Below are 22697 nucleotides of genomic sequence, written 5' to 3'. Positions count from 1 at the left end.
CATGTTCCAGAAGATCCTCATCGCCAACCGGGGCGAAATCGCGCTCAGGGTCCTGCGCGCGGCCAAGGAACTCGGCATCCAGACGGTGGCCGTCCACTCCACGGCCGACGCGGACGCCATGCATGTGCGCCTCGCCGACGAGAGCGTCTGCATCGGCCCGCCGCCCTCGCGCGACAGCTATCTCAACATCCACCAGATCGTCGCGGCCTGCGAGATCACCGGCGCCGACGCGATCCATCCCGGCTACGGCTTCCTGTCGGAGAACGCCCGCTTCGCCGACATCCTGGCGGCCCACAACATCACCTTCATCGGCCCCTCCGGCGACCACATCCGCATCATGGGCGACAAGATCGAGGCCAAGCGCACTGCCAAGCGCCTCGGCATCCCGGTCGTCCCCGGCTCCGACGGCGCGGTGACCGAGGAGAAGGAGGCCCGGCGCATCGCCGGCGAGATCGGCTATCCCGTCATCATCAAGGCGTCGGCCGGCGGCGGCGGACGCGGCATGAAGGTCGCGCGCAGCGAGGCCGATCTCGAGATCGCGCTCGCCACGGCGCGCACGGAGGCCGGCGCCGCCTTCGGCGACGACGCCGTCTACATCGAGAAATATCTCGAGAAGCCGCGCCACATCGAGGTCCAGATCGTCGGCGACGGCCGCGGCGGCGCCATCCACCTCGGCGAGCGCGACTGTTCTCTGCAGCGGCGCCACCAGAAGGTCTGGGAGGAGGCGAACTCGCCCGCCCTCAACGCCGAGGAGCGCGCGCGCATCGGCGCGATCTGCGCCAACGCCATCGCCGATCTCGGCTATTCGGGCGCCGGCACCATCGAGTTCCTCTACGAGGACGGCGAGTTCTACTTCATCGAGATGAACACCCGCCTGCAGGTCGAGCACCCGGTGACGGAAGCGATCACCGGCATCGATCTCGTCCACGAGCAGATCCGCGTCGCCTCCGGCGGCGGCCTGTCGGTGCGCCAGGACGAGGTCCGCTTCCAGGGGCACGCCATCGAGTGCCGCATCAACGCGGAAGACCCGCGCACCTTCACGCCTTCGCCGGGCACCATCACCCATTTCCATACGCCCGGCGGCCTCGGCATCCGGGTCGATTCCGGCGTCTATTCCGGCTACCGCATCCCGCCCTACTACGACAGCCTGATCGGCAAGCTCATCGTGCACGGCCGCAACCGCGTCGAATGCATGATGCGCCTGCGTCGCGCGCTCGACGAATTCGTGGTCGACGGCATCAAGACGACGCTGCCGCTGTTCCGTGACCTCGTCGGCAATGGCGACATCGCCAATGGCGACTACGACATCCACTGGCTGGAAAAGTACCTCGCGGCCAAGGACTGAGCCGGGGCCGGCGATGGAACGTCCCTTCGCGCCCGGCCACCGCATCCCGCCGGACCTTTTGCTCAAGGCCTATGCCTCGGGCGTCTTCCCGATGGCCGAGAATGCCGACGATCCGGAGGTGTTCTGGGTCCGTCCAGAGACGCGCGGCATCATCCCGCTCGACGCCTTCCACGTGCCGAAGAGCCTGGCGAAGACGATCCGGCGGCAGGTCTTCTCGATCGATGTCGACCGCGATTTCTCGGCCGTCATCGACGGCTGCGCGCAGTCGCGCGAGGTTCGCCCGTCGACCTGGATCAACGGGCCGATCCGCGAGGCCTACGGCATCCTGTTTGAGCGCGGCCACTGCCACACGGTCGAGGCGCGACGCGACGGCCGGCTCGTCGGCGGCCTCTACGGGGTGACGCTCGGGCGCACCTTCTTCGGCGAGAGCATGTTCTCGCTGGAGACCGATGCCTCGAAGGTCTGCCTCGTGGCCCTGGTGGAGCGTCTGCGGGACCGCGGTTTCATCCTCCTCGACACGCAGTTCACCACCGAGCACCTGAAGCGCTTCGGCGCCGTCGACGTGCCGCGGCGAAAATACGAAAAAATGCTCGCCGAGGGCATTTCGGGCAAGGCCGTCTTCTACCCCTGACCGCCAGGCGTTCAGCCCCGCTGCAGCGCCATCTGCACGCCGAGCCCGACCAGCACGCCGCCGCCGAGCCGCTGCGCCATCCGCTGTGCGCGCGACGAGTGGCGCATCGCCTCCACCAGCCGGCCCGCGATCAGCACGCAGACGATGTCGGCCAGCGAGAAGGTCAAATTGACCACCGTTCCGAGGATCAGCAACTGGGTCCAGACAGGCAGCGTCGCCGCCGGATCGACGAATTGCGGCAGGAAGGCCAGGAAGAAGATCGCCGTCTTCGGGTTCAGCACCTCCACCACGACGCTTTCGGCGAAGGCGCGCCGGCCCGATTTGCGCGGCAGATCGTGTGGCAGGCCGGCCGACGATCCGCCGCTGCCGCGAAAGAGGGAGATGCCGAGCCAGACCAGATAGGCGGCACCGGCGAGCTTCACGGCCAGATAGAGCGCAGGCACCGCATGGAACAGCACCGACAGCCCGGCGGCCGCGGCCACCACATGGGCATAGCAGCCGATGTGGATGCCGAGGCTCGCCATCAGGCCGGCCGACCGGCCGCCGGCCAGCGTGCGCGCCGCCGCATACATCATCGCCGGACCGGGAATGAAGGCAAAGAGCGCCGTGGTGACGGCGAACGTCAGAAGGATCTCGATGGCGGGCATGTTTGCTCCCCGACCCGTGCCGGGCCGCCGCCTTCCCTAGCCGGTCGCGGCGCGCCGCGCCAGCCGTCGCTCGGTCATTCCGCCTTGGCGGTCGCCGGCGGCGGGACGTCGGAACTCTGCTTGCAGGCCTTCAGCCAGACGTCGTACACCGAATGCTCGACGGCGTTGAGGCCCGGGCTCTCGGCGAACATCCAGCCGGTGAAGATGCGCCGGATCTTGCGGTCGAGCGTGATCTCGTCGACCTCGACGAAGGAGTCGGTCTTGGCCTCCTCGGTGTCCGGGCTCGACAGGCAGATGCGCGGCGTCACCTGCAGGGCGCCGAACTGCACCGTCTCGTCGATATAGACGTCGAAGGTGATGATTCGGCCGGTGACCTTGTCGATGCCGGTGAACTCGGCGACCGGATTCTTGATGCGCTCCGTCGGCTGCGTCTCCTGCGCCGCGGCGGCGTGAGCCAGGAGGGTGAGACCGACCGCGCAGAAAAGCGACCGGGCCGCGCGTGTGGATGCCTTGGCTATCATCTGTCTTCGACCGAACCCTCTGCCCTTCGCTTCGACCGCGACCGTCCCGGCCTGCCCGCGCCAGCAGACGGGTAGCCGCGAATTATGGCGATTCGATTGCTCTTGCCGACGATCAGTTGCCCGGCGTCCAGGCGTCGTAGTCGCCGGTGACGGCCGGACGGTCGCCCGGACGCAGCACGGAACCCTTGGGACGGTAGGCCTTCCAGGAGCCGGTATGGTTCGGCTCGTGCGGCTTCTGCCATTCGCGGGGCGTGTAGTTCTCCTGGACCGGCGCGACGTCGACGCGGTGATGCAGCCAGCCATGCCAGCCGGGCGGCACGCGCGTGGCTTCCGACAGGCCGTTATAGATCACCCAGCGGCGCTGCCGTCCTTCCGAATCGACCCCGCCGGTGTAGTACCGGTTGCCCTGCTCGTCGGCGCCGACGAAGGTGCCGTTGCGCCAGGTGTGGAAGCGCGTGTTCAGCGTCTGGCCGTTCCACCAGGTGAACATCTGGGTCAGGAATTTCAGCATCGAAAACCTCGCGCGGACATGCCCGCCTTATGGCGCCCGAAGCCGGCGAAAGCAAGGGGCGCGGCGTCGCGCCTGGGCTTGCCGATACCGGCCGCGGCTCCGTCAGAGCTTCATCTTGAACGCCACGTGGCTCTTCTCGAATCCCAGCCGTTCGTAGAAGCGATGCGCTTCGGTGCGGCGGGCGTTGGAGGAAAGCTGGACGAGCCCCGCGCCGGTCTCCCGGGCCAGCGCCACCGCATGCCGCATCATCGCCGCCCCGATGCCGAGCCCCCGCCGGTCGGCCCGCGTCTGGACGCCCTCGACCGTCATCACCAGCCGGCCGCGGCCCGTCATCATCGGCGTCAGCGTCGTCTGGAAGGTGCCGACCACCGCCCCGTCGCGTTCGGCCACGAACAGCCGGTCGGCGGGGCTCGCCGCGATCCGGTCGAAGGCGGCGAAATAGTCCGGCAGCGCCGCCGGATCGGCGCTGTCGCCATGGCCGCCGACACCGTCCGCCGCAAACAGCGCGACGATGGCGGGCACGTCCGTGCGCTCGGCCTCCCGGATGACGAGATCGGTCGTATCGGGTTTCATTTCGGGCGTCTCCGGTGTTCGTACCGGCGACTTCTAGCGCCGCGCCGTTCGCATTTCGAGATGCGGGATCTGCGCCGATGCGATGATCCCGGCAGCGGGCGGTCTCGGCGCGGCGGCACGAGCCGCCAGACCTCGCCGCTTCACCGCCCCCAGCCGGACGCGTGCGGCCCGACCGCCGGAACAGCGCGTAGATCCCTGCCTCGGCGCCCCTCCGCCTGCCCGGAGGAATGGTTTCACATGACCTCAAGGATGAACGGAAGCGGGCCGTGCGCGAGCGACCGATGCCCGAAGGGCGGAGACCATAATGTCAATCGGCGCGCAAGTTGGACACCGGATCGGCGTCCCAAAATCGCGCGCCGGTTAGAACCAGAAGCCGGTTTGATGTTTCCTTGAAAGACTCAACCTGATTGAGGCTGCAAGCCCGCTCACGAACCAGCTCGCCGCACGCGATCTCGTGGATCGGCATCGTCCTCGTCGCCGGCGCGGGAATCGTCATCTTCTGGCGCGAGATGCGGGGCCGGCAGCGGCAGTTCGGCGCGCCGGTCGCGCGCGGCCGCCGATTAGCCAAACACGCGCTCCAGGATCAGCGCGGGGATGCCGGACTGTCCGCGCCCGCAATTCTCCGTGCGGCCGATCTCGACGAAGCCCTGCGCGCGATAGAAGGCGATGGCGCGGGCGTTGGCCGGCTCGACCTCGAGCCGGATTCGCTCGGCATCCGGAAAACTGTCGATGATCTCGTCGAGCAGCATCCCGCCGATCCCCTGCCCCTGGCGATCCGGCCGGACGTAGAGCTGCGACAGCGTCACGGTCTTGCCCTCGTCCGCTGCGCAGGCGAAGGCCATCCCGGCGATCGCCACGCCGTCGTCGGCCACCACGAACTCGGCGTCCGGCTGGTCCAGCTGCGCCTTCAGCACGCGCAGCGAGTGCCAGTCATTGGTGATCTCCGTCACCTTCGCCACGCCGTAGAGGCCGTCATAGGTGGCGTGCCATGTCTCCACCAGAAGCGTCCGGATCGCCGGCAGGTCGTTGGGGCCGGCGGTGCGGATGAACATCATTCGATCCCGAGCTTGGCCTTCACCAGGTCGTTGACCGCCTGCGGATTGGCCTTGCCGCCGGTGGACTTCATCACCTGGCCGACGAACCAGCCGGCCATGGTGGGCTTGGCGCGGGCCTGCTCCACCTTGTCGGGATTGGCCGCGATCACTGCGTCGACCGCCTTCTCGATGGCGCCGGTGTCGGTGACCTGCTTCAGACCGCGGCTCTCGACGAGGTCGCGCGGGTCGCCGCCCTCGGTCCAGACGATCTCGAACAGGTCCTTGGCGATCTTTCCGGAGATGGTGCCGTCCTTGATCAGGTCGATGATGGCGCCGAGCTGGGCGGCGGAAACCGGAGTCTCTTCAATGGTCTTGCCGGACTTGTTCAAGGCGCCCAGCAGGTCGTTGATGACCCAGTTCGCCGCCGTCTTGCCATCGCGGCCCTCGGCCACCTTTTCGAAGAAATCGGCGACGGCCTTCTCGGCCACCAGCACCGACGCGTCGTAGGCCGACAGGCCCATGACCGAAACGAAGCGCTCCTTCTTCTGGTCGGGCAGTTCCGGCAGCGCAGACGCCAGCGCGTCGACATAGGCCTGGTCGAACTCGAGCGGCAGCAGGTCCGGATCGGGGAAGTAGCGGTAGTCGTGCGCCTCTTCCTTGGAGCGCATCGAGCGCGTCTCGCCCTTCACGGGATCGAAGAGCCGGGTTTCCTGGTCGATCCTGCCGCCGTCTTCGAGGATGGCGATCTGGCGCTGCGCCTCCGCCTCGATCGCCTGGCCGATGAAGCGGATCGAGTTGACGTTCTTGATCTCGCAGCGCGTGCCGAATTCGCCTCCCGGTTTGCGCACGGAGACGTTGACGTCGGCGCGCAGCGAACCCTCGTCCATGTTGCCGTCGCAGGTGCCGAGATAGCGCATGATGGTGCGCAGCTTGGTGACATAGGCCTTCGCCTCGTCGGCCGAGCGGATGTCGGGCTTCGACACGATCTCCATCAGCGCCACGCCGGACCGGTTGAGATCCACGTAGGACATGGTCGGGTGCTGGTCGTGCATCGACTTGCCGGCGTCCTGCTCCAGATGAAGCCGTTCGATACCCACCTCGATGTCCTCGAACTGGCCCTGCCGGTCGGGACCGACGGAGACGATCACCTTGCCCTCGCCGACGATCGGCTGCTTGAACTGCGAGATCTGGTAGCCCTGCGGCAGATCGGGATAGAAGTAGTTCTTGCGGTCGAAGACCGACTTCAGGTTGATCTGCGCCTTCAGCCCCAGACCGGTGCGGATCGCCTGCTTCACGCATTCCTCGTTGATCACCGGCAGCATGCCGGGCATCGCCGCGTCGACCAGGCTGACGTTGTCGTTCGGCGCCGAGCCGAAATCGGTCGCGGCCCCCGAGAACAGCTTCGAATTCGAGCTCACCTGGGCATGGACCTCCAGTCCCACGATCACCTCCCAGTCGCCGGTGGCGCCGGAAATCAGCCGCTTCGGGTCGGGCGTGCGGGTGTCGATGATGCTCATGGCAGGCCTGAAACCTCACATTCGGATATGCCGGTTGGCTAGAACAATCGCCATGCGGAGGCAAGGCTTTCCGCCGCTTGATCCAGATCAAGGCGGCCCGCCGGCCGCGCGCCGATCCTGATCCTGCAGACCGGAGCGGGAGAATCGACGTGGGCAGCATGGGGTTCGTGGAACGGATGGCGGCGAAGGCCGATCTGATGGAAAGCATGATGCGCAAGCTGGATGTCCGCGAGGCCATCGCCGAGATGCCCGCCGCTCCGTCGGTGATGCGCGGCGCCGCGCTTCGCTGCCTGACCTGCGGTCATGCCGGCGAGTGCAGATCCTGGCTGGAAGAGAACGAGGCCCCGCAGCACGCTCCGGATTACTGCCGCAACAAGGATCTGTTCGAGTTCGCGGCCGAGGCCTGAAGCCCGTCTCCCGAAAGGGGGCGCCCGGTATCGGGCGGAAGGCATGCGCGGATACGAGGAACGGAGGCGGGCGGAGCAAATCCGAACGATCGCGATGTGCTCGGCGAGCGCGACGGCGGCACGTCCGCGAAAGGAACGGAACGGATCGGCCCGACACGTCGACACGAAAGTGAATCCGCGGCGGCGGACGCAACGACCCGTCCGCCCGCGTCATGAGACTACAGTGCCCCTGTAGCTGGGCCGGCCCGCCTCCTCCCTCCCTGGCGGCCGGCCCTCTTTTTTTTTTTTTTTCAGGCCGTGGCGATGTAGTTGCGGATTTCCTGCGCCTCGTGCTCGACCTGCTCGATGCGCTTCTTCACCACGTCGCCGATCGAGATGATGCCGACCAGCACGCCGTCGCGCTCGACGGGCAGGTGCCGGAAGCGGCCGGCGGTCATGATTTCCATCACGTCGTTGATCGAGTTGTCCTCGTGGCAGACCTGCACCCTGGCGGTCATCGCCGCCGAGATCGGCTTTTCCAGGACGCCGGGGCCCTCGCCCGCCAGGATGCGGACGATATCGCGTTCCGAGAGGATGCCGGCGATCCGGCCGTCCGTCCCCGTCAGCACGACCGCGCCGATGCGGCGCCTGGCCAGCAACTGCACCGCCTCGGCGAGCGTGCGGTCAGGCGTCATCGTCTCGACGCCGGATCCCTTCTCGGCAAGGATGTTCTTGACCAGCATTGCGTCCTCCTCGAAATGCAGCCTCCCGTCCGGCGGCATCGCTGCCGGACGGTCATGGTGCGCGGAGTTTGCCGCCTTTGCAAGGCTCGGCCGTCAGGCGCGGCGCCGGTCGAAGGGGCGCACCGCGAGGAACCCGGCGAGGAAGCCGCCGACATGCGCCTCCCACGCGATCGCACCGTCGACGCCGGGAATGCCGCTCGCCAGCCCGGTCGCCAGGTTGATCACGAACCAGATCGCCAGGAAGGTCACGACCGTTCGCGAGGACAGCGCCTCGGGAATGGTGAGCAGCCGGCCCTCGAAGGCCGCGCGCCCGGCCGCGCGGCTGCTGCGGAAGCCGAATCGGGCCGCGGCGCCCATCATTCCCGAGATCGCGCCCGAGGCGCCGACCAGGGGGACGTTGCTGTCCATGTGCAGGACGTAGTGCAGGGCCACGGCGGCGAGCGTCGTCGCGCACCAGAACAGGACGAAGCGGACGGCGCCGATCCGCGTCGCGAGCGGTGATCCGAAGGCGGCGAGCCAGATCATGTTCACGGCCAGGTGCGCCAGGCCGCCATGCAGCAGCGAATAGGTGAGCGGACTGGTGAAGGCCGGCAGATCGAGGAGGTACTGCCCCGAATAGCGGACGGGGATGAAGGCGCCCGCCAGGATCACTTCGAAGTCCATGGCAGGCGTCAGCAGCCACTCCCGCACGAGGTGGATGCCGACGCAGAGCGCGATGAAGGCGAGCACGACGCCGGGAATGTTGAAGGCTGGCTCGTGCCGCGGCGGTCGCGTGAAGGGGCCACCGCGCATGTCGCGGTCGGTGTCGTGCAAGGGGTCTGCTGGCAAGGTCGGAGACTCCGGACTGTCGGGGGACCTATATGGCGGCGCAGGCCCGCCGCTGGAACTCCCGGATGGCCGAAAGGTTAAAAAAAACGCCGCCCGGAAGCTGGTCCCGGGCGGCCGGTCGAGTCCCCACTCGATCGAAGGTGATCGCTCGCGCGACCGAATTCGCTGTGAAGCCAACGGCTTCGGAGTTCCCGCTCTTCCCACGCCGGCGGCCGGAGCGCAATCTCAACCTTTCGTTAACCTTAACGGCGACGCACCGTGCACAATGGTTAATTTGGCTGGCATGCAACCTGCTCCCTCCTCCATGAAGCATGGCGGATGTCACCCCGTTGTGCGTGGTTGAAACAGGTCCACGTGAAGATGCATGAGTGGGGACAGATGAGACAGAAGGGTACGGCGGAGCTGTTCCAGTATTGGGACAGGCTGCGCGATGGTCGCCCGGCGCCGAGGCGCACCGAGATCGAACCGGCAGACATCAAGTCGATGCTGGCCGACACGTTCATCCTCGAGCGAGACCTGCGCGGCGACGCGGTGTTCCGGCTCGCAGGGACGCGTCTGTGCGCGACGTTCGGGCGCGAGCTGAAGGGCTTCGCCTTCACCTCGCTGTGGACCCACGACGACCAGCCGAGGGCCGCGCGGCTGGCTCTCGGAACCCTCATCGACAAGTCAGTGACCGTGACCACCCTCCTCGGCACGACCGCCGGGGGGCGTCCGCTCGACCTCGAACTGCTGCTGCTGCCGCTGGAGGGCGGAGCCGAGAACACGCGCGCCATGGGCTCGATCTGCCCGGCCGAGAAACCCTACTGGCTGGGCGCCGAGCCGATCGTCGAATGCACGATCGAGCGCGTGCGGTCCGTCGATCCCGACCGCGAGCCACGCCCGGGCGCGGGCATGATGCAGGTCGATGCCCCTCCCCTGGCTCCCGGACAGTCCGCGCTCGCAGGGGCACCGGCACGGCGCTTCCGTCACCTCGTGGTGATCGAGGGAGGGCGGAACCGCTGACGGATCCCGGTGCCGCAACCGGGTTCCCGCCTGCCGGCCCGGCGACTAGTTTAGACATTGCTTGAGCATTGTTGAGAACTTGCTGCGGTACAACCGCGAATTACCGACTGTTAACCCATCCCGGTCATATTGGTGAAAGCCCTTTGCGGCCATCCGATCGGATCATGGGTAGAACAGGGACAGAGATGACGTCAGCGGCGACAGATGCCATGCCGTCCAGGGCCGAGAGGCGTTACTTCCAGCGCGTGCGCGTCAAGATCTATGGCCGCTTCATGCTCGAGGACCGCACCGAGCATCCCTGCCAGGTCATCGACATGTCCCCGGGCAATGCGCTGCTGCGCGCCGACCGCGTCGGCGAGCTCGGCGAGAAGGTCATCGCCTACATCGATCACATCGGCCGCATCGAAGGTGTCGTCACGCGCATTTCCGCCGACGGTTTCGCCATGACCATCGTCGCGTCGGAGCGCAAGAAGGACAAGCTCGCGGCCCAGCTCACCTGGCTCGCCAACAAGCACGAGCTGGACCTGCCGGAAGACCGCCGCCACGACCGCGTCTCGCCACGCAACCCGATCAGCGTCCTGCAGCTCGCCGACGGCCGGCAGTACCAGTGCCGCATCGTGGACCTGTCGCTCTCCGGCGCCGCCGTGGAGATCGACGTGCGTCCGGCGCTCGGGACGCCCGTCACGCTCGGCACCATGCGCGGCCGCGTCGTCCGCCATTTCGAGGACGGCGTCGCCGTCGAGTTCGCCGCCGTCCAGCGCGTCGATGCGCTCGAGGCCGAATTCAGCGACGACGACCGCTAGCCTGCGCCATCCATCCCGCCTGTCATCCGGCGCGGTCCCGTGACGTCACGGGACCTTCGCGCTGCGTCCGGCCGGTCGCGGCGAAGGGCAACCGGTGGGTCGCCTTCGATTCGATATTTAGCTAAATGCATCTTGCATTTTATTCTTGTTTGAATTTGATCGATCACGCGTTTTACTTAAATCTCCAGCAGCAATTTTGCCTGAAGTAAATCCGTACCTGTCATTGTGCTTCCAAACGGGGAGACACGGAGATGGGGTTTCGGGACAGGGTGGTCGCGTTGATGTCGGCGGGCTTGCTGCTCGCCATCCTGCCGATCACCGGCCATGCGTCCGGTATGGGGATGCCGACGGGCGGACGGACGACGCAGCCGGTCGGCCACTACGAATTCTGCAAGCGCCTGCCGGCGGAATGCGCCGACCGCGCACGCAGCAGCCGGCCCGTCGAGCTGACGCGAAAGCTCTGGGACCGGATCGTGGCGGTCAACCATGACGTCAACACGTCGGTCGCGCCGCGGACCGACTACGAGATGTGGGGCCGCGAGGAGTACTGGTCCTATCCGACCGACGTCGGCGACTGCGAGGACTATGTCCTCGAGAAACGCCGCCGGCTCATGGAGATCGGCGTCCCCGCGTCCAACCTGCTGATCACGGTGGTCCGTCAGACGAACGGGGACGGCCACGCCGTCCTCACCGTCGAGACGAGCCTCGGCGACTTCATCCTCGATAATCTCGAGCCCCGCGTGCTGGCCTGGACGGATACCGAGTATCGCTACCTCAAGCGGCAGTCGAACCGCGACGCGAGCATCTGGGTCTCGATCGGCGACGACCGCAACGTCGCCGTCGGCAGCGTCAGATAGAGTTTTCTAGAGGTTCCCGGTCGAGTCCCCACCCCCCGTCCCCAACGACCGGGCACACGGAGCCGGCCCCTGTCCCCGGGCCGGCTCCTCCTTTTTTCGGGGGAGCCCGTCCCGATCCGGGACCGGCGGGTTCAGGCGGGCGTCAGCCCCTTCGCGAAGCGGCGACCGTTCTCGACATAGTGCCCGGCCGACCAGCGCAGGAGTTCGATCGCCTTGTCGTCGAGCTGGCGGATGGCCTTGGCCGGCGAGCCGACGATCAGCGAATTCGGCGGAAATTCCTTGCCCTCGGTCACCAGCGCGCCGGCGCCTACGAGCGAATTCTCGCGGATCCGGGCGCCGTTGAGCACGATCGCGCCCATCCCGATCAGGCTGTTGTCGCCGATGGTGCAGCCGTGCAGCATGGCGCGGTGGCCGATCGTGCATCCTTTGCCGATCGTCAGCGGGAAGCCGACGTCGGTGTGCATGACGGTGTGCTCCTGCACGTTCGATCCCTCGCCGATCTCGATCGGCTCGTTGTCGCCGCGCAGCACCGCGCCGAACCAGATGCCGACGTCGCGGCCGATCCGCAGCCGGCCGATCAGCGTCGCGTCCGGCGCGATCCAGTTCGTCGCGGGATCGTCGAACTGCGGCGCCACGCCGTTGAGCGCGTAGATGGGCATGCTGGGGTCTCCTCGCCTCTTCGCCGGATCAGGAAAACAGGCCGCCGATGAAGAAGGCCAGATCGACGACCACGATGCCCGTCAGAAAGGCCCAGGTCATCGACAGCGCGGCGCTGCTTCCGACGGTGGTCCAGCCGACGCGTCGCGCCCGAAAGGCCTCGAGGGCCTCGTTGAAGAGCATGAAGGGGCCGGTGAAGGCCGTCATGAGCAGCGAGCGGAGCGGCCGGCGCATCGTCACGAAGGGCTCGGCGAAGGCGAGGCGGCGCCCGCTCCACATCTCCAGCAGCACGCCGAGGATGCCGCCGGCGACGAGCCCGCTCAAGAACACGAAAGATACGATCCACACACCGGTCATCATTTACCGCCCGTTTACCATGGCAGACGAAGGTCGTCACCGGTCGGCGCAAAAAACATGCCGGTTTTCCCGTGCCATGACGGGACGGTGACGGCCCAGGGAGTTCTGGCGGGACGATGCAGGCAACGGCGGGACGAGGCGCGGGGACGCGGTGGATCGACGACCGGCTGATGGTGAAGGTCTTCGTCGCCTTCGCGCTCCTGGCGCTGGCTTCGGCCCTGATCAGCGTCGGCGGCAAGTGGCTCGGCCGTTCGATCGCCCTCGCCGGTCACACCGAAGACGCGACGCCGCATGAGATCGTCATCGGCAACAACGTTCTCGTCGTGCCGGCCAACGCCATCCGGTTCGAGGACGACCGCCGCGACGGCGTCGCCTCGTCGCTGCGTCTCTATCTGCGGTGGCCGGACCTCGACGGCTACAGCGCCGCCGCGCGCGACGACTTCAACCATGCCGGCGGATCGCGCAACATCCTGTTCGTCTCCTTCGAGCAGCAGATCATGTCGCGCGACATGAGCGGCCGCTTCGATCCGATCTACGCCTCGCTGATCGAGTCTGAAGGCACGCCGGGTCCGGCCGGCGTGACGTTGTACGGTTTCAAGCCGCAGTCGGGCTATCTGGACGAGAGCCTCGCGGTCGGCCCCGCACAAGCGGGTGGCCGCTTCGTGGCGCGCTGCCTGACGGGTGCGGTCGCAGCCGAATCGCTCGCCGACTGCGAGCGCGACGTCGCCGTCGGCGACAGGCTCGTGCTCGTCTACCGCTTTCCGTCGCGTCTTCTGGGGGAATGGAAGCGGCTGGACGAATCCATGCTCGCCTATGCGCGCAAGGCGCTGAAGACGCCGGCCGGGGGCTGACCCCGCCGGCGCCGGCCGTCAGAGATCGACGTCGAGGATCGCCATCGAGAAGTTGTAGGACAGTTCGCCGTCCTCGTCGTCCTTGAAGATGATGCCGAGGAACTCATCGCCGATGTAGAGCTCGCACGAATCGTTCTTGCGCGGACGCGCCTTCACGGTGAGCGCGGGATTCTGGAAGACGCGCTTGAAGTAGGCGTCCAGCTTCCTGATTTCATCGGCTTTCAAATCGACTTCTCCCGGTCGGTGTGCGTGATGCGCCTGCCCGGGCACGCGCCCTGCGTGCCCATGTGCGCAGGCTTCTGGCATGCCCGCCGCCGGCCTGTAAACCCCGCAGGCAGTCGCTCCGTTCCGGCATCCCCGGGCGCGACGGCCGCGTCAGTCGCTGCTGCCGATCAGCTGGTCCATGGCGCGCGACGGCTCGGCGCAGCCGGCCTCGCCGACGATCCGCGCCGGCACGCCCGCCACCGTCTTGTTGTGCGGCACCGCCGCCAGCACCACCGAGCCGGCTGCGATCTTGCTGCAATGGCCGATCTCGATGTTGCCGAGAATCTTGGCGCCGGCCCCGATCAGCACGCCGTCGCGGATCTTGGGGTGGCGGTCACCGGTCTCCTTTCCCGTCCCGCCGAGCGTGACGCCCTGCAGTATGGAGACGTTGTCGCCGATGACGGCCGTGGCGCCGACGACGAGACCCGTCGCATGGTCGAGGAAGATGCCCTTGCCGATGCGCGATGCCGGATTGATGTCGGTCTGGAACACCGCAGAGGATCGACTCTGCAACCAGAGAGCGAAGTCGCGCCGTCCCTCGCTCCACAACCAGTGGGCAAGGCGATGCGTCTGGATGGCGTGGAAGCCCTTGAAGTAGAGCACCGGCATGATGAAGCGGTCGCAGGCCGGGTCGCGGTCGAAATAGGCCTGGATGTCGACCCGAACCGTCGCGCTGAACGACGGGTCTGCCTTCACCATCGTCTTGAAGGTCTGGGCGATCAGGTCGGCGGTGATGTCGCTGTGGCCGAGCCGTTCGGAGACGCGATGGATGACGGCCTCCTCCAGCGTCTCCTGGTTGAGGATCGTCGAGTAGATGAAGGCCGCCATCAGCGGATCGCGGGCCACCGCTTCCTCCGCCTCCTGGCGGACGGTCAGCCAGATCGGATCGACGGGGCGGATCTCGCTCGACCGCGCGTTGCTGCGTGTGCTCATGCTGTCGCTCCCTTGACGCGCCCCGGGCGCTCTCTGGTCTCGCGCCCTTGCCGGGTCGCTCAACATAGGCCAGAACCGCGTCCGATAGAACCGCGAATTCCTCAACACACTCTTCAATTGGATTGAAACCGGCGTGATTCAAGTCGAACCCGATCCGCGCATCCGCGTCGCCAGATCCGATGACGGCATCGTCGGCGTCACCATCGACCGCGCCGACAAGAAGAACGCCCTCTCCCTGTCGATGTGGCAGACCCTGGCAGCCGTCTTTTCGCGCGAGGCGGCCGATCCGGCAACGCGCGTCATCGTGCTGTCCGGTGCAGGGGCCGACTTCTGCGCCGGCGCCGACATTGGCGAGTTCGGCGACCTTCGCGGCGCGGCCGAGACCGCACGGGCCTACGAGGCAGCGAATTCGGCTGCGTTCCGGGCCATTCGCGAGGCCGGCGTGCCGACGATCGCGGCCATCGCGGGCATCTGCTTCGGCGGCGGCTTCGGCATCGCGGCGGCCTGCGACCTCAGGCTCGCCACGCGCGACGCGCGCTTTTCCGTTCCGGCCGCCCGCCTCGGCCTCGCCTATCCGCAGGACGCCATGCAGGACATCGTCCGCGCCTGCGGCGCGCAGACGGCGATGTATCTCGCCTTCACGGCCGCCCGCCTCACGGCCGACGAGGCCAGCGAGGGCGGCATCCTGCTGGAAACCGTCGCCGACCGCCCTGCCCTCGACGCCCGCGTCGCGGAAATCGCCGGCGCGATCGCCGCGAACGCACCGCTCTCGGTCCGCGCCTCGAAGGCCTCGATCGCCGCCGTCGAAAGCCGCGATCCCGCGGATGCGGAGCGTGCACGCGGGCTCGGCGACGCCACCTTCGACAGCGGCGACTACGCCGAAGGCCGTGCAGCCTTCGCCGGGCGGCGCGCGCCGCGCTTCCGCGGGGCCTGAAAAGCCGGCTTGACGCGCCAGGCCGCAGCCGCCTGCGGCGCGGCGCGCCGAGCCATCGCCGACGCGTGGTTCCGTCCCCGCTATCCACATGCTTGCACACAATATCTAGCGTCATCGCTCCGTCACGAAACGAGGCCTTGACGCTCCGGTACGAGTCGCATTTTATGGTCCGCGTACCCGTGTTGAGGGTACGGCCGGCGCGTTTCGATCGGTCTGATTTTCCAGATAATCCTGCGTTTCTGGGGTGCGCCCGCGGTTTTCGAGGACCGCGGGGGCGAGTGGCGTGATCGGCTTGCGAGGAGACGTGCGGAGAATTTGCAGGGTCGGCTAAATCTTCTGTTAACACTATATTTAGTGTTTGCGCCGCACCCTGACGCTAGATACGGTCGATGACATCACCCCACCGAGTCGTGTCGACCAAGTGAGAGCGGAACCCGCAAGGGTTCGTCCGAAGCCGGACGGCGCCTGAAGGAGGCGCCGGTCGTGGCGTTCAGGCGACAGCGTGCGGAAGGAGAGCCGGCGGTCCCGATCGGGATTGCCGGATGGCGGACCACGCGTCTTTGCCGGGCTATGGGAAGCCTGGACGAAAGACGCTATATATAGATGTCGAAGGGACACAGCATGCGGATCGAACGTCGGTTCACCAAGAGCGAGAATGCCAGCCCCTATGCGGAGATCGAATTCCGCAAGGCCCTGAGCGAGATCAGGAATCCGGACGGGTCCGTGGTCTTCCGTCTGGCCGACATCGACGTTCCGGCGCAGTTCTCCCAGGTGGCCACCGACGTTCTGGCGCAGAAATATTTCCGCAAGGCCGGCGTGCCCGCGCGGCTGAAGAAGATCGAGGAGAACGACGTCCCCTCCTTCCTGTGGCGCTCCGTGCCCGACGAGGCGGCGCTGGCGGCGCTGCCCGAGAGCGAGCGCTACGGTTCGGAGACCGATGCGCGCCAGGTCTTCGACCGGCTGGCCGGCACCTGGGCCTACTGGGGCTGGAAGGGCGGCTATTTCGACGGCGAGGAGGACGCGCGCGCCTTCCGCGACGAGCTCGCCTACATGCTGGCCACACAGCGCGTCGCGCCGAACTCGCCGCAGTGGTTCAACACCGGCCTGCACTGGGCCTACGGCATCGACGGGCCTGGCCAGGGCCACTATTACGTGGATCCCTTCACCGGCAAGATGACCAAGTCGAAGTCGGCCTACGAGCATCCGCAGCCGCATGCCTGCTTCATCCAGGGCGTCCAGGACGACCTCGTCAACGAGGGCGGCATCATGGACCTGTGGGTGCGCGAGGCGCGCCTGTTCAAGTACGGCTCCGGCACCGGCTCCAACTTCTCCTTCCTGCGCGGCGAGGGCGAAAAGCTGTCGGGCGGCGGCAAGTCGTCGGGCCTGATGTCCTTCCTCAAGATCGGCGACCGCGCGGCGGGCGCCATCAAGTCGGGCGGCACGACGCGGCGCGCCGCCAAGATGGTCGTCGTCGACATCGACCATCCCGACATCGAGGAATACATCGACTGGAAGGTGAAGGAGGAGCAGAAGGTCGCCTCGCTCGTCACCGGCTCCAGGATCGTCAAGCAGCACATGGCGGCCGTCATGAAGGCCTGCGTCAACTGCGAGGCAGACAATGAAGACTGCTTCGACCCGGCGAAGAACCCGGCGCTGAAGCGCGAGATCAAGGCCGCCAAGAAGAATTCCGTGCCGGAAAACTACATCCAGCGCGTCATCCAGTTCGCCCGCCAGGGCTACACCGCCATCGAGTTCAAGACCTACGACACCGACTGGGATTCGGAGGCCTATCTCACGGTCTCCGGCCAGAACTCCAACAATTCCGTCTCGCTCAAGGACGACTTCCTGCGGGCCGTCGAGGCCGACGGCAGCTGGAACCTGACCGCCCGCAAGGACGGCAAGGTGATGAAGACGCTGAAGGCGCGGGATCTCTGGGAGAAGATCGGCTACGCCGCCTGGGCGTCGGCCGATCCCGGCCTGCACTTCAACACCACCATGAACGACTGGCACACCTGCGCGGCCGCCGGCCCGATCCGGGCGTCGAACCCGTGCTCGGAATACATGTTCCTCGACGACACGGCCTGCAACCTCGCCTCGATCAACCTGCTCACCTATCGCAACCGCGACGGCAGCATCGACGTCGCGGCCTACGAGCACACCGTGCGGCTGTGGACCGTCGTGCTCGAGATCTCGGTCATGATGGCGCAGTTCCCGTCCAAGGAGATCGCGCGGCTGTCCTACGAGTACCGCACGCTCGGCCTCGGCTACGCCAACATCGGCGGCCTCCTGATGACCTCCGGCATCCCCTATGATTCCGACGAGGGCCGCGGCATCTGCGCGGCGCTGACCGCGCTGATGACGGGCGTGGCCTACGCCACCTCGGCCGAGATGGCCGGCCAGCTCGGCGCCTTCCGCGACTACGACCGCAACGCGGCCAACATGCTGCGGGTCATGCGCAACCATCGCCGCGCCGCCTATGGCGAGAAGGACGGCTACGAGCAGCTGGCCGTCAGCCCGGTGCCGCTGGTGGCCGAGCACGTGCCGCAGAAGGATCTCGTGACGCGCGCCCGCGCCGCCTGGGACCGTGCCATCGAGCTCGGCGAGGAGCACGGCTACCGCAACGCGCAGGCCACCGTCATCGCGCCCACCGGCACGATCGGCCTCGTGATGGACTGCGACACCACCGGCATCGAGCCCGACTTCGCGCTGGTGAAGTTCAAGAAGCTCGCCGGCGGCGGCTATTTTAAGATCATCAACCGCGCCGTTCCGGAGGCCTTGCGCACGCTCGGCTATTCCGAGAGCCAGATCGCCGAGATCGAGGCCTATGCCGTCGGCCACGGCAACCTGAACCAGGCGCCGGGCGTCAACCCGTCGACGCTCCGGGCCAAGGGCTTCACCGACGAGAAGATCGCCGCCGTCAACGCGGCCCTGAAGAGCGCCTTCGACATCAAGTTCGTCTTCAACCAGTGGACGCTCGGCGCCGACTGGCTGAAGCAGACGATGGGCTTCACCGACGAGCAGCTCAACGACATGTCGTTCGAGATCCTGCCGGCGCTCGGCTTCTCGAAGAAGGAAATCGAGGCGGCCAACGTCCACATCTGCGGCGCCATGACGCTGGAAGGCGCGCCCTTCCTCAAGGCCGAGCATCTGGCCGTGTTCGACTGCGCCAATCCCTGCGGCAAGATCGGCAAGCGCTATCTGTCGGTCGACAGCCACATCCGCATGATGGCGGCCGCCCAGCCCTTCATCTCGGGCGCCATTTCCAAGACGATCAACATGCCCAACGAGGCGACCGTCGAGGACTGCAAGTCGGCCTACATGCTGTCCTGGAAGCTGGCGCTGAAGGCCAACGCGCTCTACCGCGACGGCTCCAAGCTGTCGCAGCCGCTGAACGCCTCGCTGATTGCCGACGAGGACGACGAGGACGAGGCGGTGGAAGAGCTGGCGGCCGCCCCCGCGGCGGCCCGCGCTGTCGCCGTCACCGAGAAGATCGTGGAGCGCATCGTCGAGCGCGTGGTGCGCGAGCGCGAGAAGCTGCCGAACCGCCGCAAGGGCTACACCCAGAAGGCGGTCGTCGGCGGCCACAAGGTCTATCTGCGCACCGGCGAGTTCGACGACGGGCGGCTCGGCGAGATCTTCATCGACATGCACAAGGAGGGCGCCGCCTTCCGCGCGATGATGAACAATTTCGCCATCGCGATTTCGCTCGGCCTGCAGTACGGCGTGCCGCTCGAGGAATATGTCGAGGCCTTCACCTTCACCAAGTTCGAGCCGGCCGGCATGGTCATCGGCAACGACGCCATCAAGAACGCCACGTCGATCCTCGACTACGTGTTCCGCGAGCTCGCCGTCTCCTATCTGTCGCGCCACGACCTCGCCCATGTCGACATGTCGGACTTCTCCAACACCGCGCTCGGCAAGGGCATCTCGGAAGGCAAGTCGAGCCCCTTCTCCAAGGGCCTGACGCGGGGCGCCTCGCCGCTAAAGGTGGTGGCGGGCGGCGGCGACCCGAAGGGCCAGGCGGGCTTGGACCGCGGCCAGCCCTCGCGCGCCGCACCGACCGCCTTCGGCTCCAACGTGCGGGCGATCTCGACGGCGGCCACCGTGACCGCGCTGAAGCCCGCCACCTCCGAACTGCGCGAGGAAGCCACCGCCTTCCGCCGCGACTACGAGGAGCGCGCCCGCGAACTGGAAGAAGCCGCCGCCTTCGAGGAAGCCGCCAATGCGGCGACCGAGATCGGCGAGAGCCTCTTCACCGACACGGCCGCCAGGGAAGCCGCCGACGCCAAGGCGCTGGCCAACGAACGCCGCGCCCGCGCCGTCATGCAAGGCTACACCGGCAACATGTGCTCGGAGTGCCAGAACTTCACGATGGTGCGGAACGGGACGTGCGAAAAGTGCGACACGTGCGGTGCGACGAGCGGGTGCAGCTGAGGGGGAGTGCCGCCGCGCTACACCGTCCGCGACATCGTTCGGCTGATCGAAGCCGATGGGTGGCGACACGTTGCGACGCGCGGCAGTCATCGCCAGTATAAGCATGACAGGAGGGCCGGCCGCGTCACAGTGGCCGGCAAGGCGTCTGACGAGGTTCGCCGGGAACGCTCAACAGCATCCCGAAACAGGCGGGGCCCAAGGAGCACTGACATGCGCTATGCGGTCGTCATCGAACAGGCGGGCAGCAACTACTCCGCCTACGTCCCGGATCTGCCGGGCTGCATCGCCACCGCAGCCACCGTGGAAGACATCGAGCGGGAGATTCGCGATGCGATCCGGTTTCACATCGAGGGGCTTCGCGAAGACGGCCTTCCCGTCCCGCCCTCGGTGAGCCGCGCCGCCTACATCGAGGCGTAGGGCGGCCCGCCAGCGCTGCACCACCGCGCCACCCCCCCTTCGTCATCCCGGAACGGCGTCCGAGCGCAGCTCATACTACTGGCCTTTACCTTCGACCCTCACGCCGCCCCTCATCCGCCTGCCGGCACCTTCTCCCCGTAACACGGGGAGAAGAACGCCGTCACCGACGGCTTCGCCAGTCGCAAAGGTCGCCTACCTGGTGCCGATGTCGCGGCCGTGCCCCCTTCTCCCCGCTTGCGGGGAGAAGGTGCCGGCAGGCGGATGAGGGGCAGCGCCGTGGGTCAATCGAAAAGACCGCTGGTATCGGTACGCCGTATCCGGGATCCATGCCTCGCCCTTCGCACACGCGATCCAGCGCAGGACGACCCGCGCGCAGCCAGCGTCGCGACCGCCGCCCCCCGCCGAGGCATGGATCCTCGGGTCTCCGCGACGGCCTTCGGCCTGCTCCGCCCGAGGATGACGACGCGGAGGGCGGCGCGCGCTCCGGCCGAACGGGCGGGCGAGGCGGAAGGCCGCACAGACGGTTCGCCGGTGCGATCGGGCGCTGCGCCCGCGCGCCCCTTTCCCGAGAAGAACGCGCCCAGGCCCGCCAGCGCTGCGCCAGGCCGCCCCCTTCCCTTCGTCATCCCGGAACGGCGTCCGAGCGAAGCGCAGGACGACGTATCCGGGATCCATGCCTCGCGCTGCGCATCCGCGATCCGACGCAGGACGGCCGCCTCCCCGCGCATCCCGCTCCGTCGAGGCATGGATCCTCGGGTCTGCGCGACGGCCTTCGGCCTGCTTCGCCCGAGGATGACGACGCCGAGGGAGGCGCGCTCCCGTCGGTTGAGGATGACAACGGGGAAACTGCGAACGCGGACGGAGGCCGGGACGCGCGCTGAAGGCGGTAGCTCCATCCCCGGCCGGAGTACCGCGGGCGGCGACCCGCAGCGCGCCGAGCCGTCCGCACCCCGCTCAGTGCACCGCCGCGTACATGATCTTCTCTTCGGTCGCTTCGCCCGGAGCGAACTCCTCCACGACGCGGCCGGAGCGGCAGACCAGGATGCGGTCCGAGACGTTCAAGATCTCGGGCAGGTAGGAGGAGATGACGACCACGGCCAGACCCTCGTCGGCCAGCCGGTTGATGAAGGCGTGGATCTCGGCGATGGCGCCGACGTCGACGCCGCGCGTCGGTTCGTCGAAGATGATGATCTTCGGCGTCTGCACCAGCGACTTTGCGATCACGACCTTCTGCTGGTTGCCGCCGGAGAGTTCGATCACCCGCGCGCCGGGGTCGATGGCCCTGACGTTCAGCGCCGCGGTCCATTCCTGCGCCATCGCGCGCATCCGGTTCATGTCGACGACCATGCCCGGCGCGACGCCGGCGGCCAGCGCGCCCATGTAGAGGTTCTCCGGAATGGTCATCGTCTCGAAGAAGCCTTCGACCTTGCGGTCCTCGGTCACGTAGACGATGCCGTCTCGCACCGCCTGGCGCGGCACCCGGTAGCGCACGGCGCGGTCGTTGAGCCGGATTTCGCCCCCGTTGAAGAAGTTGCGCTTGACCACGCCCGCCACGATCTTGGCGATCTCGGTGCGGCCCGAGCCGATCAGCCCGAACATGCCGGTGATCTGGCCGGCATAGACCGAGAAGGAGGTGTTGCGCACGAGCGCGCCCATCGACACGTTCTGCACCGACAGCACCTTCTCGCCGACGCTGCGCGCCGGCTGGCTCGACTGGTGGCGGTAGATCTCCCCCGACAGCGAGCGGCCGACCATGGCGCGCACGATCGCGTCGCGGTCGAAATTCGACGCCGCGTCGCTCACCACCCGTTCGCCGTCGCGCAGCACGGTGATGCGGTCGGCGATCGCCAGCGCCTCCTCCAGCGCATGACTGATGAAGATGATCGCGACGCCGCTCGCCTTCAGACGCTTCACGAGCGCGAAGAAATGGTGCTTCTCCTCCGGCGTCAGCGCCGCCGTCGGCTCGTCGAAGATGATGACCTGTACCTTCTTGCGCACCGCGCGCGCGATCTCGACCATCTGCTTGTGGGCGGCGCCGAGCGAGGAGACGAGCGCGGTCGGGTTCACGTTGAAGTTCAGCGACTGCAGGAAGGTCTGGGCCGCGATGTTCAGGCCGCGGATGCGGTTGAACAGGCTCTCGTCACCGAGATAGAGGTTCTGCGCCACCGTCATGGACGGCACCAGGCTCGTCTCCTGGAACACCATCGCGACGCCGGCGTCGAGCGCTTCGGCGGGCGTGGCGAAGGAAAAGGGCTTCCCGTCGAGCAGCATCTCGCCGCTCGTCGGCCGGGTGACGCCGCAGATCATCTTGGTCAGCGTCGACTTGCCGGCGCCGTTCTCGCCCAGCAGCGCGTGGATCTCGCCCTTCTGGAGCACGAAATCGACCTTGGTCACGGCCGGCACGCCGCGATACTCCTTGGTCACGCCGCGCATTTCGATCAGAGGCTGCATG

The 22697-nt window shown here is 67.3% G+C and carries 24 protein-coding genes and 1 pseudogene; 11 read left to right on the top strand and 14 right to left on the bottom strand.

The genetic code is table 11. The annotated features are described in order from the left end of the window. Position 1: 1 nt before the first annotated feature. Together accC and aat are read left to right on the top strand one after the other, a co-directional pair. Entirely contained in the window at positions 2-1345 is a 1344-nt protein-coding gene (gene accC, locus IAI54_RS03015; RefSeq protein WP_187970949.1) for an acetyl-CoA carboxylase biotin carboxylase subunit, read from the top strand. A 13-nt stretch (positions 1346-1358) separates the two neighbouring features. Further along, a complete protein-coding gene (gene aat / locus IAI54_RS03010) occupies positions 1359-1976 on the top strand; it encodes a leucyl/phenylalanyl-tRNA--protein transferase (RefSeq protein WP_187970948.1) in 618 nt (205 codons plus the stop codon). Between the two features lie 11 nt (positions 1977-1987). Here aat and IAI54_RS03005 read toward each other — a convergent pair whose 3' ends face one another. From IAI54_RS03005 to gatB, 7 genes are all read right to left on the bottom strand, one after another. Further along, positions 1988-2623, bottom strand: a complete 636-nt coding sequence (locus IAI54_RS03005) for a LysE family translocator (RefSeq protein ID WP_187970947.1) — start codon at positions 2621-2623, stop codon at positions 1988-1990. A gap of 74 nt (positions 2624-2697) precedes the next feature. Continuing rightward, positions 2698-3144, bottom strand: coding sequence for a DUF2155 domain-containing protein (locus IAI54_RS03000; protein WP_235679233.1), 447 nt, complete (start codon positions 3142-3144; stop codon positions 2698-2700). A 112-nt stretch (positions 3145-3256) separates the two neighbouring features. Next, positions 3257-3655: an NADH:ubiquinone oxidoreductase subunit NDUFA12 gene (locus tag IAI54_RS02995; protein ID WP_187970946.1), complete on the bottom strand. Its 399-nt coding sequence runs from the start codon at positions 3653-3655 to the stop codon at positions 3257-3259. A 102-nt stretch (positions 3656-3757) separates the two neighbouring features. After that, a complete protein-coding gene (locus tag IAI54_RS02990) occupies positions 3758-4228 on the bottom strand; it encodes a GNAT family N-acetyltransferase (protein WP_187970945.1) in 471 nt (156 codons plus the stop codon). 307 nt (positions 4229-4535) lie between these two features. After that, positions 4536-4796 carry a hypothetical protein gene (locus IAI54_RS02985; RefSeq protein WP_187970944.1) on the bottom strand — a complete coding sequence of 87 codons (261 nt, stop codon included), beginning with the start codon at positions 4794-4796 and terminating at the stop codon, positions 4536-4538. Next, positions 4789-5280 carry a GNAT family N-acetyltransferase gene (locus tag IAI54_RS02980; protein WP_187972993.1) on the bottom strand — a complete coding sequence of 164 codons (492 nt, stop codon included), beginning with the start codon at positions 5278-5280 and terminating at the stop codon, positions 4789-4791. Before IAI54_RS02980 ends, IAI54_RS02985 begins: the two co-directional genes overlap by 8 nt. Then, positions 5280-6779, bottom strand: a complete 1500-nt coding sequence (gene gatB / locus IAI54_RS02975) for an Asp-tRNA(Asn)/Glu-tRNA(Gln) amidotransferase subunit GatB (protein ID WP_187970943.1) — start codon at positions 6777-6779, stop codon at positions 5280-5282. Before gatB ends, IAI54_RS02980 begins: the two co-directional genes overlap by 1 nt. Before the next feature lie 77 nt (positions 6780-6856). On the opposite strand from gatB, the gene IAI54_RS02970 reads away from it, so the two are divergent. Beyond that, positions 6857-7186, top strand: a complete 330-nt coding sequence (locus tag IAI54_RS02970; RefSeq protein WP_187970942.1) for a DUF6455 family protein — start codon at positions 6857-6859, stop codon at positions 7184-7186. Positions 7187-7476: 290 nt separating this feature from the next. On the opposite strand, the gene IAI54_RS02965 is transcribed toward IAI54_RS02970, so the two are convergent. Both IAI54_RS02965 and IAI54_RS02960 read right to left on the bottom strand, forming a co-directional pair. Next, positions 7477-7908 carry a CBS domain-containing protein gene (locus tag IAI54_RS02965; RefSeq protein ID WP_187970941.1) on the bottom strand — a complete coding sequence of 144 codons (432 nt, stop codon included), beginning with the start codon at positions 7906-7908 and terminating at the stop codon, positions 7477-7479. A gap of 93 nt (positions 7909-8001) precedes the next feature. After that, a complete protein-coding gene (locus tag IAI54_RS02960; protein ID WP_187972992.1) occupies positions 8002-8700 on the bottom strand; it encodes a rhomboid family intramembrane serine protease in 699 nt (232 codons plus the stop codon). 414 nt (positions 8701-9114) lie between these two features. On the opposite strand from IAI54_RS02960, the gene IAI54_RS02955 reads away from it, so the two are divergent. From IAI54_RS02955 to IAI54_RS02945, 3 genes are all read left to right on the top strand, one after another. After that, positions 9115-9738 (top strand): PAS domain-containing protein, encoded by a 624-nt coding sequence (locus tag IAI54_RS02955; RefSeq protein ID WP_187970940.1) that lies wholly within the window; start codon positions 9115-9117, stop codon positions 9736-9738. A gap of 185 nt (positions 9739-9923) precedes the next feature. Then, a complete protein-coding gene (locus tag IAI54_RS02950; RefSeq protein WP_187970939.1) occupies positions 9924-10541 on the top strand; it encodes a PilZ domain-containing protein in 618 nt (205 codons plus the stop codon). Positions 10542-10822: 281 nt separating this feature from the next. Beyond that, on the top strand, positions 10823-11398 hold the full coding sequence (locus IAI54_RS02945) for a transglutaminase-like cysteine peptidase (protein WP_187972991.1): 576 nt from the start codon (positions 10823-10825) through the stop codon (positions 11396-11398). Positions 11399-11529: 131 nt separating this feature from the next. On the opposite strand, the gene IAI54_RS02940 is transcribed toward IAI54_RS02945, so the two are convergent. Both IAI54_RS02940 and IAI54_RS02935 read right to left on the bottom strand, forming a co-directional pair. Beyond that, positions 11530-12057 carry a gamma carbonic anhydrase family protein gene (locus IAI54_RS02940; protein ID WP_187970938.1) on the bottom strand — a complete coding sequence of 176 codons (528 nt, stop codon included), beginning with the start codon at positions 12055-12057 and terminating at the stop codon, positions 11530-11532. A gap of 28 nt (positions 12058-12085) precedes the next feature. Beyond that, on the bottom strand, positions 12086-12385 hold the full coding sequence (locus tag IAI54_RS02935) for a DUF6949 family protein (RefSeq protein WP_187970937.1): 300 nt from the start codon (positions 12383-12385) through the stop codon (positions 12086-12088). A 143-nt stretch (positions 12386-12528) separates the two neighbouring features. Between IAI54_RS02935 and IAI54_RS02930 the strand changes: the two genes are divergently transcribed. Further along, positions 12529-13263 (top strand): hypothetical protein, encoded by a 735-nt coding sequence (locus IAI54_RS02930; protein WP_187970936.1) that lies wholly within the window; start codon positions 12529-12531, stop codon positions 13261-13263. A gap of 18 nt (positions 13264-13281) precedes the next feature. Here IAI54_RS02930 and IAI54_RS02925 read toward each other — a convergent pair whose 3' ends face one another. Then, entirely contained in the window at positions 13282-13488 is a 207-nt protein-coding gene (locus IAI54_RS02925; RefSeq protein ID WP_187970935.1) for a DUF3126 family protein, read from the bottom strand. Between the two features lie 150 nt (positions 13489-13638). Then, positions 13639-14460, bottom strand: coding sequence for a serine O-acetyltransferase (gene cysE, locus IAI54_RS02920; protein WP_187970934.1), 822 nt, complete (start codon positions 14458-14460; stop codon positions 13639-13641). Between the two features lie 133 nt (positions 14461-14593). On the opposite strand from cysE, the gene IAI54_RS02915 reads away from it, so the two are divergent. The 4 genes and pseudogenes from IAI54_RS02915 (at position 14594) to IAI54_RS28790 (ending at position 20245) form a co-directional block, all read left to right on the top strand. Beyond that, positions 14594-15394 carry an enoyl-CoA hydratase-related protein gene (locus tag IAI54_RS02915; protein WP_187970933.1) on the top strand — a complete coding sequence of 267 codons (801 nt, stop codon included), beginning with the start codon at positions 14594-14596 and terminating at the stop codon, positions 15392-15394. Between the two features lie 621 nt (positions 15395-16015). After that, on the top strand, positions 16016-19828 hold the full coding sequence (locus IAI54_RS02910; protein ID WP_187970932.1) for a vitamin B12-dependent ribonucleotide reductase: 3813 nt from the start codon (positions 16016-16018) through the stop codon (positions 19826-19828). Positions 19829-19834: 6 nt separating this feature from the next. Beyond that, a pseudogene (locus IAI54_RS28880) lies at positions 19835-19930 on the top strand (type II toxin-antitoxin system HicA family toxin); the annotation flags it as partial. Positions 19931-20038: 108 nt separating this feature from the next. Continuing rightward, positions 20039-20245, top strand: a complete 207-nt coding sequence (locus IAI54_RS28790) for a type II toxin-antitoxin system HicB family antitoxin (protein ID WP_210321201.1) — start codon at positions 20039-20041, stop codon at positions 20243-20245. A 954-nt stretch (positions 20246-21199) separates the two neighbouring features. On the opposite strand, the gene IAI54_RS02900 is transcribed toward IAI54_RS28790, so the two are convergent. Next, the gene (locus IAI54_RS02900) at positions 21200-22696 is read right to left on the bottom strand and encodes a sugar ABC transporter ATP-binding protein (RefSeq protein WP_187970930.1); all 1497 of its coding nucleotides are present in this window, start codon (positions 22694-22696) and stop codon (positions 21200-21202) included. Between the last annotated feature and the right edge of the window lies 1 nt (position 22697).

The sequence above is a fragment of the Aquibium microcysteis genome (assembly GCF_014495845.1).
Taxonomy (GTDB): Bacteria; Pseudomonadota; Alphaproteobacteria; order Rhizobiales; family Rhizobiaceae; genus Aquibium; species Aquibium microcysteis.
Note: the sequence above shows the minus strand (reverse complement) of the source record. Positions and strands in the feature narration are given on the sequence as shown.

What these genes read in the sequence shown, in the direction of transcription:
- IAI54_RS02950 (WP_187970939.1), top strand. Translation starts at nt 9,924, where the DNA reads ATGACGTCAGCGGCGACAGATGCCATGCCGTCCAGGGCCGAGAGGCGT.
- IAI54_RS02960 (WP_187972992.1), bottom strand. Translation starts at nt 8,700, where the DNA reads ATGCGCGGTGGCCCCTTCACGCGACCGCCGCGGCACGAGCCAGCCTTC.
- IAI54_RS02940 (WP_187970938.1), bottom strand. Translation starts at nt 12,057, where the DNA reads ATGCCCATCTACGCGCTCAACGGCGTGGCGCCGCAGTTCGACGATCCC.
- IAI54_RS02980 (WP_187972993.1), bottom strand. Translation starts at nt 5,280, where the DNA reads ATGTTCATCCGCACCGCCGGCCCCAACGACCTGCCGGCGATCCGGACG.
- IAI54_RS02965 (WP_187970941.1), bottom strand. Translation starts at nt 7,908, where the DNA reads ATGCTGGTCAAGAACATCCTTGCCGAGAAGGGATCCGGCGTCGAGACG.
- IAI54_RS02990 (WP_187970945.1), bottom strand. Translation starts at nt 4,228, where the DNA reads ATGAAACCCGATACGACCGATCTCGTCATCCGGGAGGCCGAGCGCACG.
- IAI54_RS03000 (WP_235679233.1), bottom strand. Translation starts at nt 3,144, where the DNA reads ATGATAGCCAAGGCATCCACACGCGCGGCCCGGTCGCTTTTCTGCGCG.
- IAI54_RS02910 (WP_187970932.1), top strand. Translation starts at nt 16,016, where the DNA reads ATGCGGATCGAACGTCGGTTCACCAAGAGCGAGAATGCCAGCCCCTAT.
- accC (WP_187970949.1), top strand. Translation starts at nt 2, where the DNA reads ATGTTCCAGAAGATCCTCATCGCCAACCGGGGCGAAATCGCGCTCAGG.
- IAI54_RS02955 (WP_187970940.1), top strand. Translation starts at nt 9,115, where the DNA reads ATGAGACAGAAGGGTACGGCGGAGCTGTTCCAGTATTGGGACAGGCTG.
- IAI54_RS28790 (WP_210321201.1), top strand. Translation starts at nt 20,039, where the DNA reads ATGCGCTATGCGGTCGTCATCGAACAGGCGGGCAGCAACTACTCCGCC.
- gatB (WP_187970943.1), bottom strand. Translation starts at nt 6,779, where the DNA reads ATGAGCATCATCGACACCCGCACGCCCGACCCGAAGCGGCTGATTTCC.
- aat (WP_187970948.1), top strand. Translation starts at nt 1,359, where the DNA reads ATGGAACGTCCCTTCGCGCCCGGCCACCGCATCCCGCCGGACCTTTTG.
- IAI54_RS02930 (WP_187970936.1), top strand. Translation starts at nt 12,529, where the DNA reads ATGCAGGCAACGGCGGGACGAGGCGCGGGGACGCGGTGGATCGACGAC.
- cysE (WP_187970934.1), bottom strand. Translation starts at nt 14,460, where the DNA reads ATGAGCACACGCAGCAACGCGCGGTCGAGCGAGATCCGCCCCGTCGAT.
- IAI54_RS02995 (WP_187970946.1), bottom strand. Translation starts at nt 3,655, where the DNA reads ATGCTGAAATTCCTGACCCAGATGTTCACCTGGTGGAACGGCCAGACG.
- IAI54_RS03005 (WP_187970947.1), bottom strand. Translation starts at nt 2,623, where the DNA reads ATGCCCGCCATCGAGATCCTTCTGACGTTCGCCGTCACCACGGCGCTC.
- IAI54_RS02945 (WP_187972991.1), top strand. Translation starts at nt 10,823, where the DNA reads ATGTCGGCGGGCTTGCTGCTCGCCATCCTGCCGATCACCGGCCATGCG.
- IAI54_RS02900 (WP_187970930.1), bottom strand. Translation starts at nt 22,696, where the DNA reads ATGCAGCCTCTGATCGAAATGCGCGGCGTGACCAAGGAGTATCGCGGC.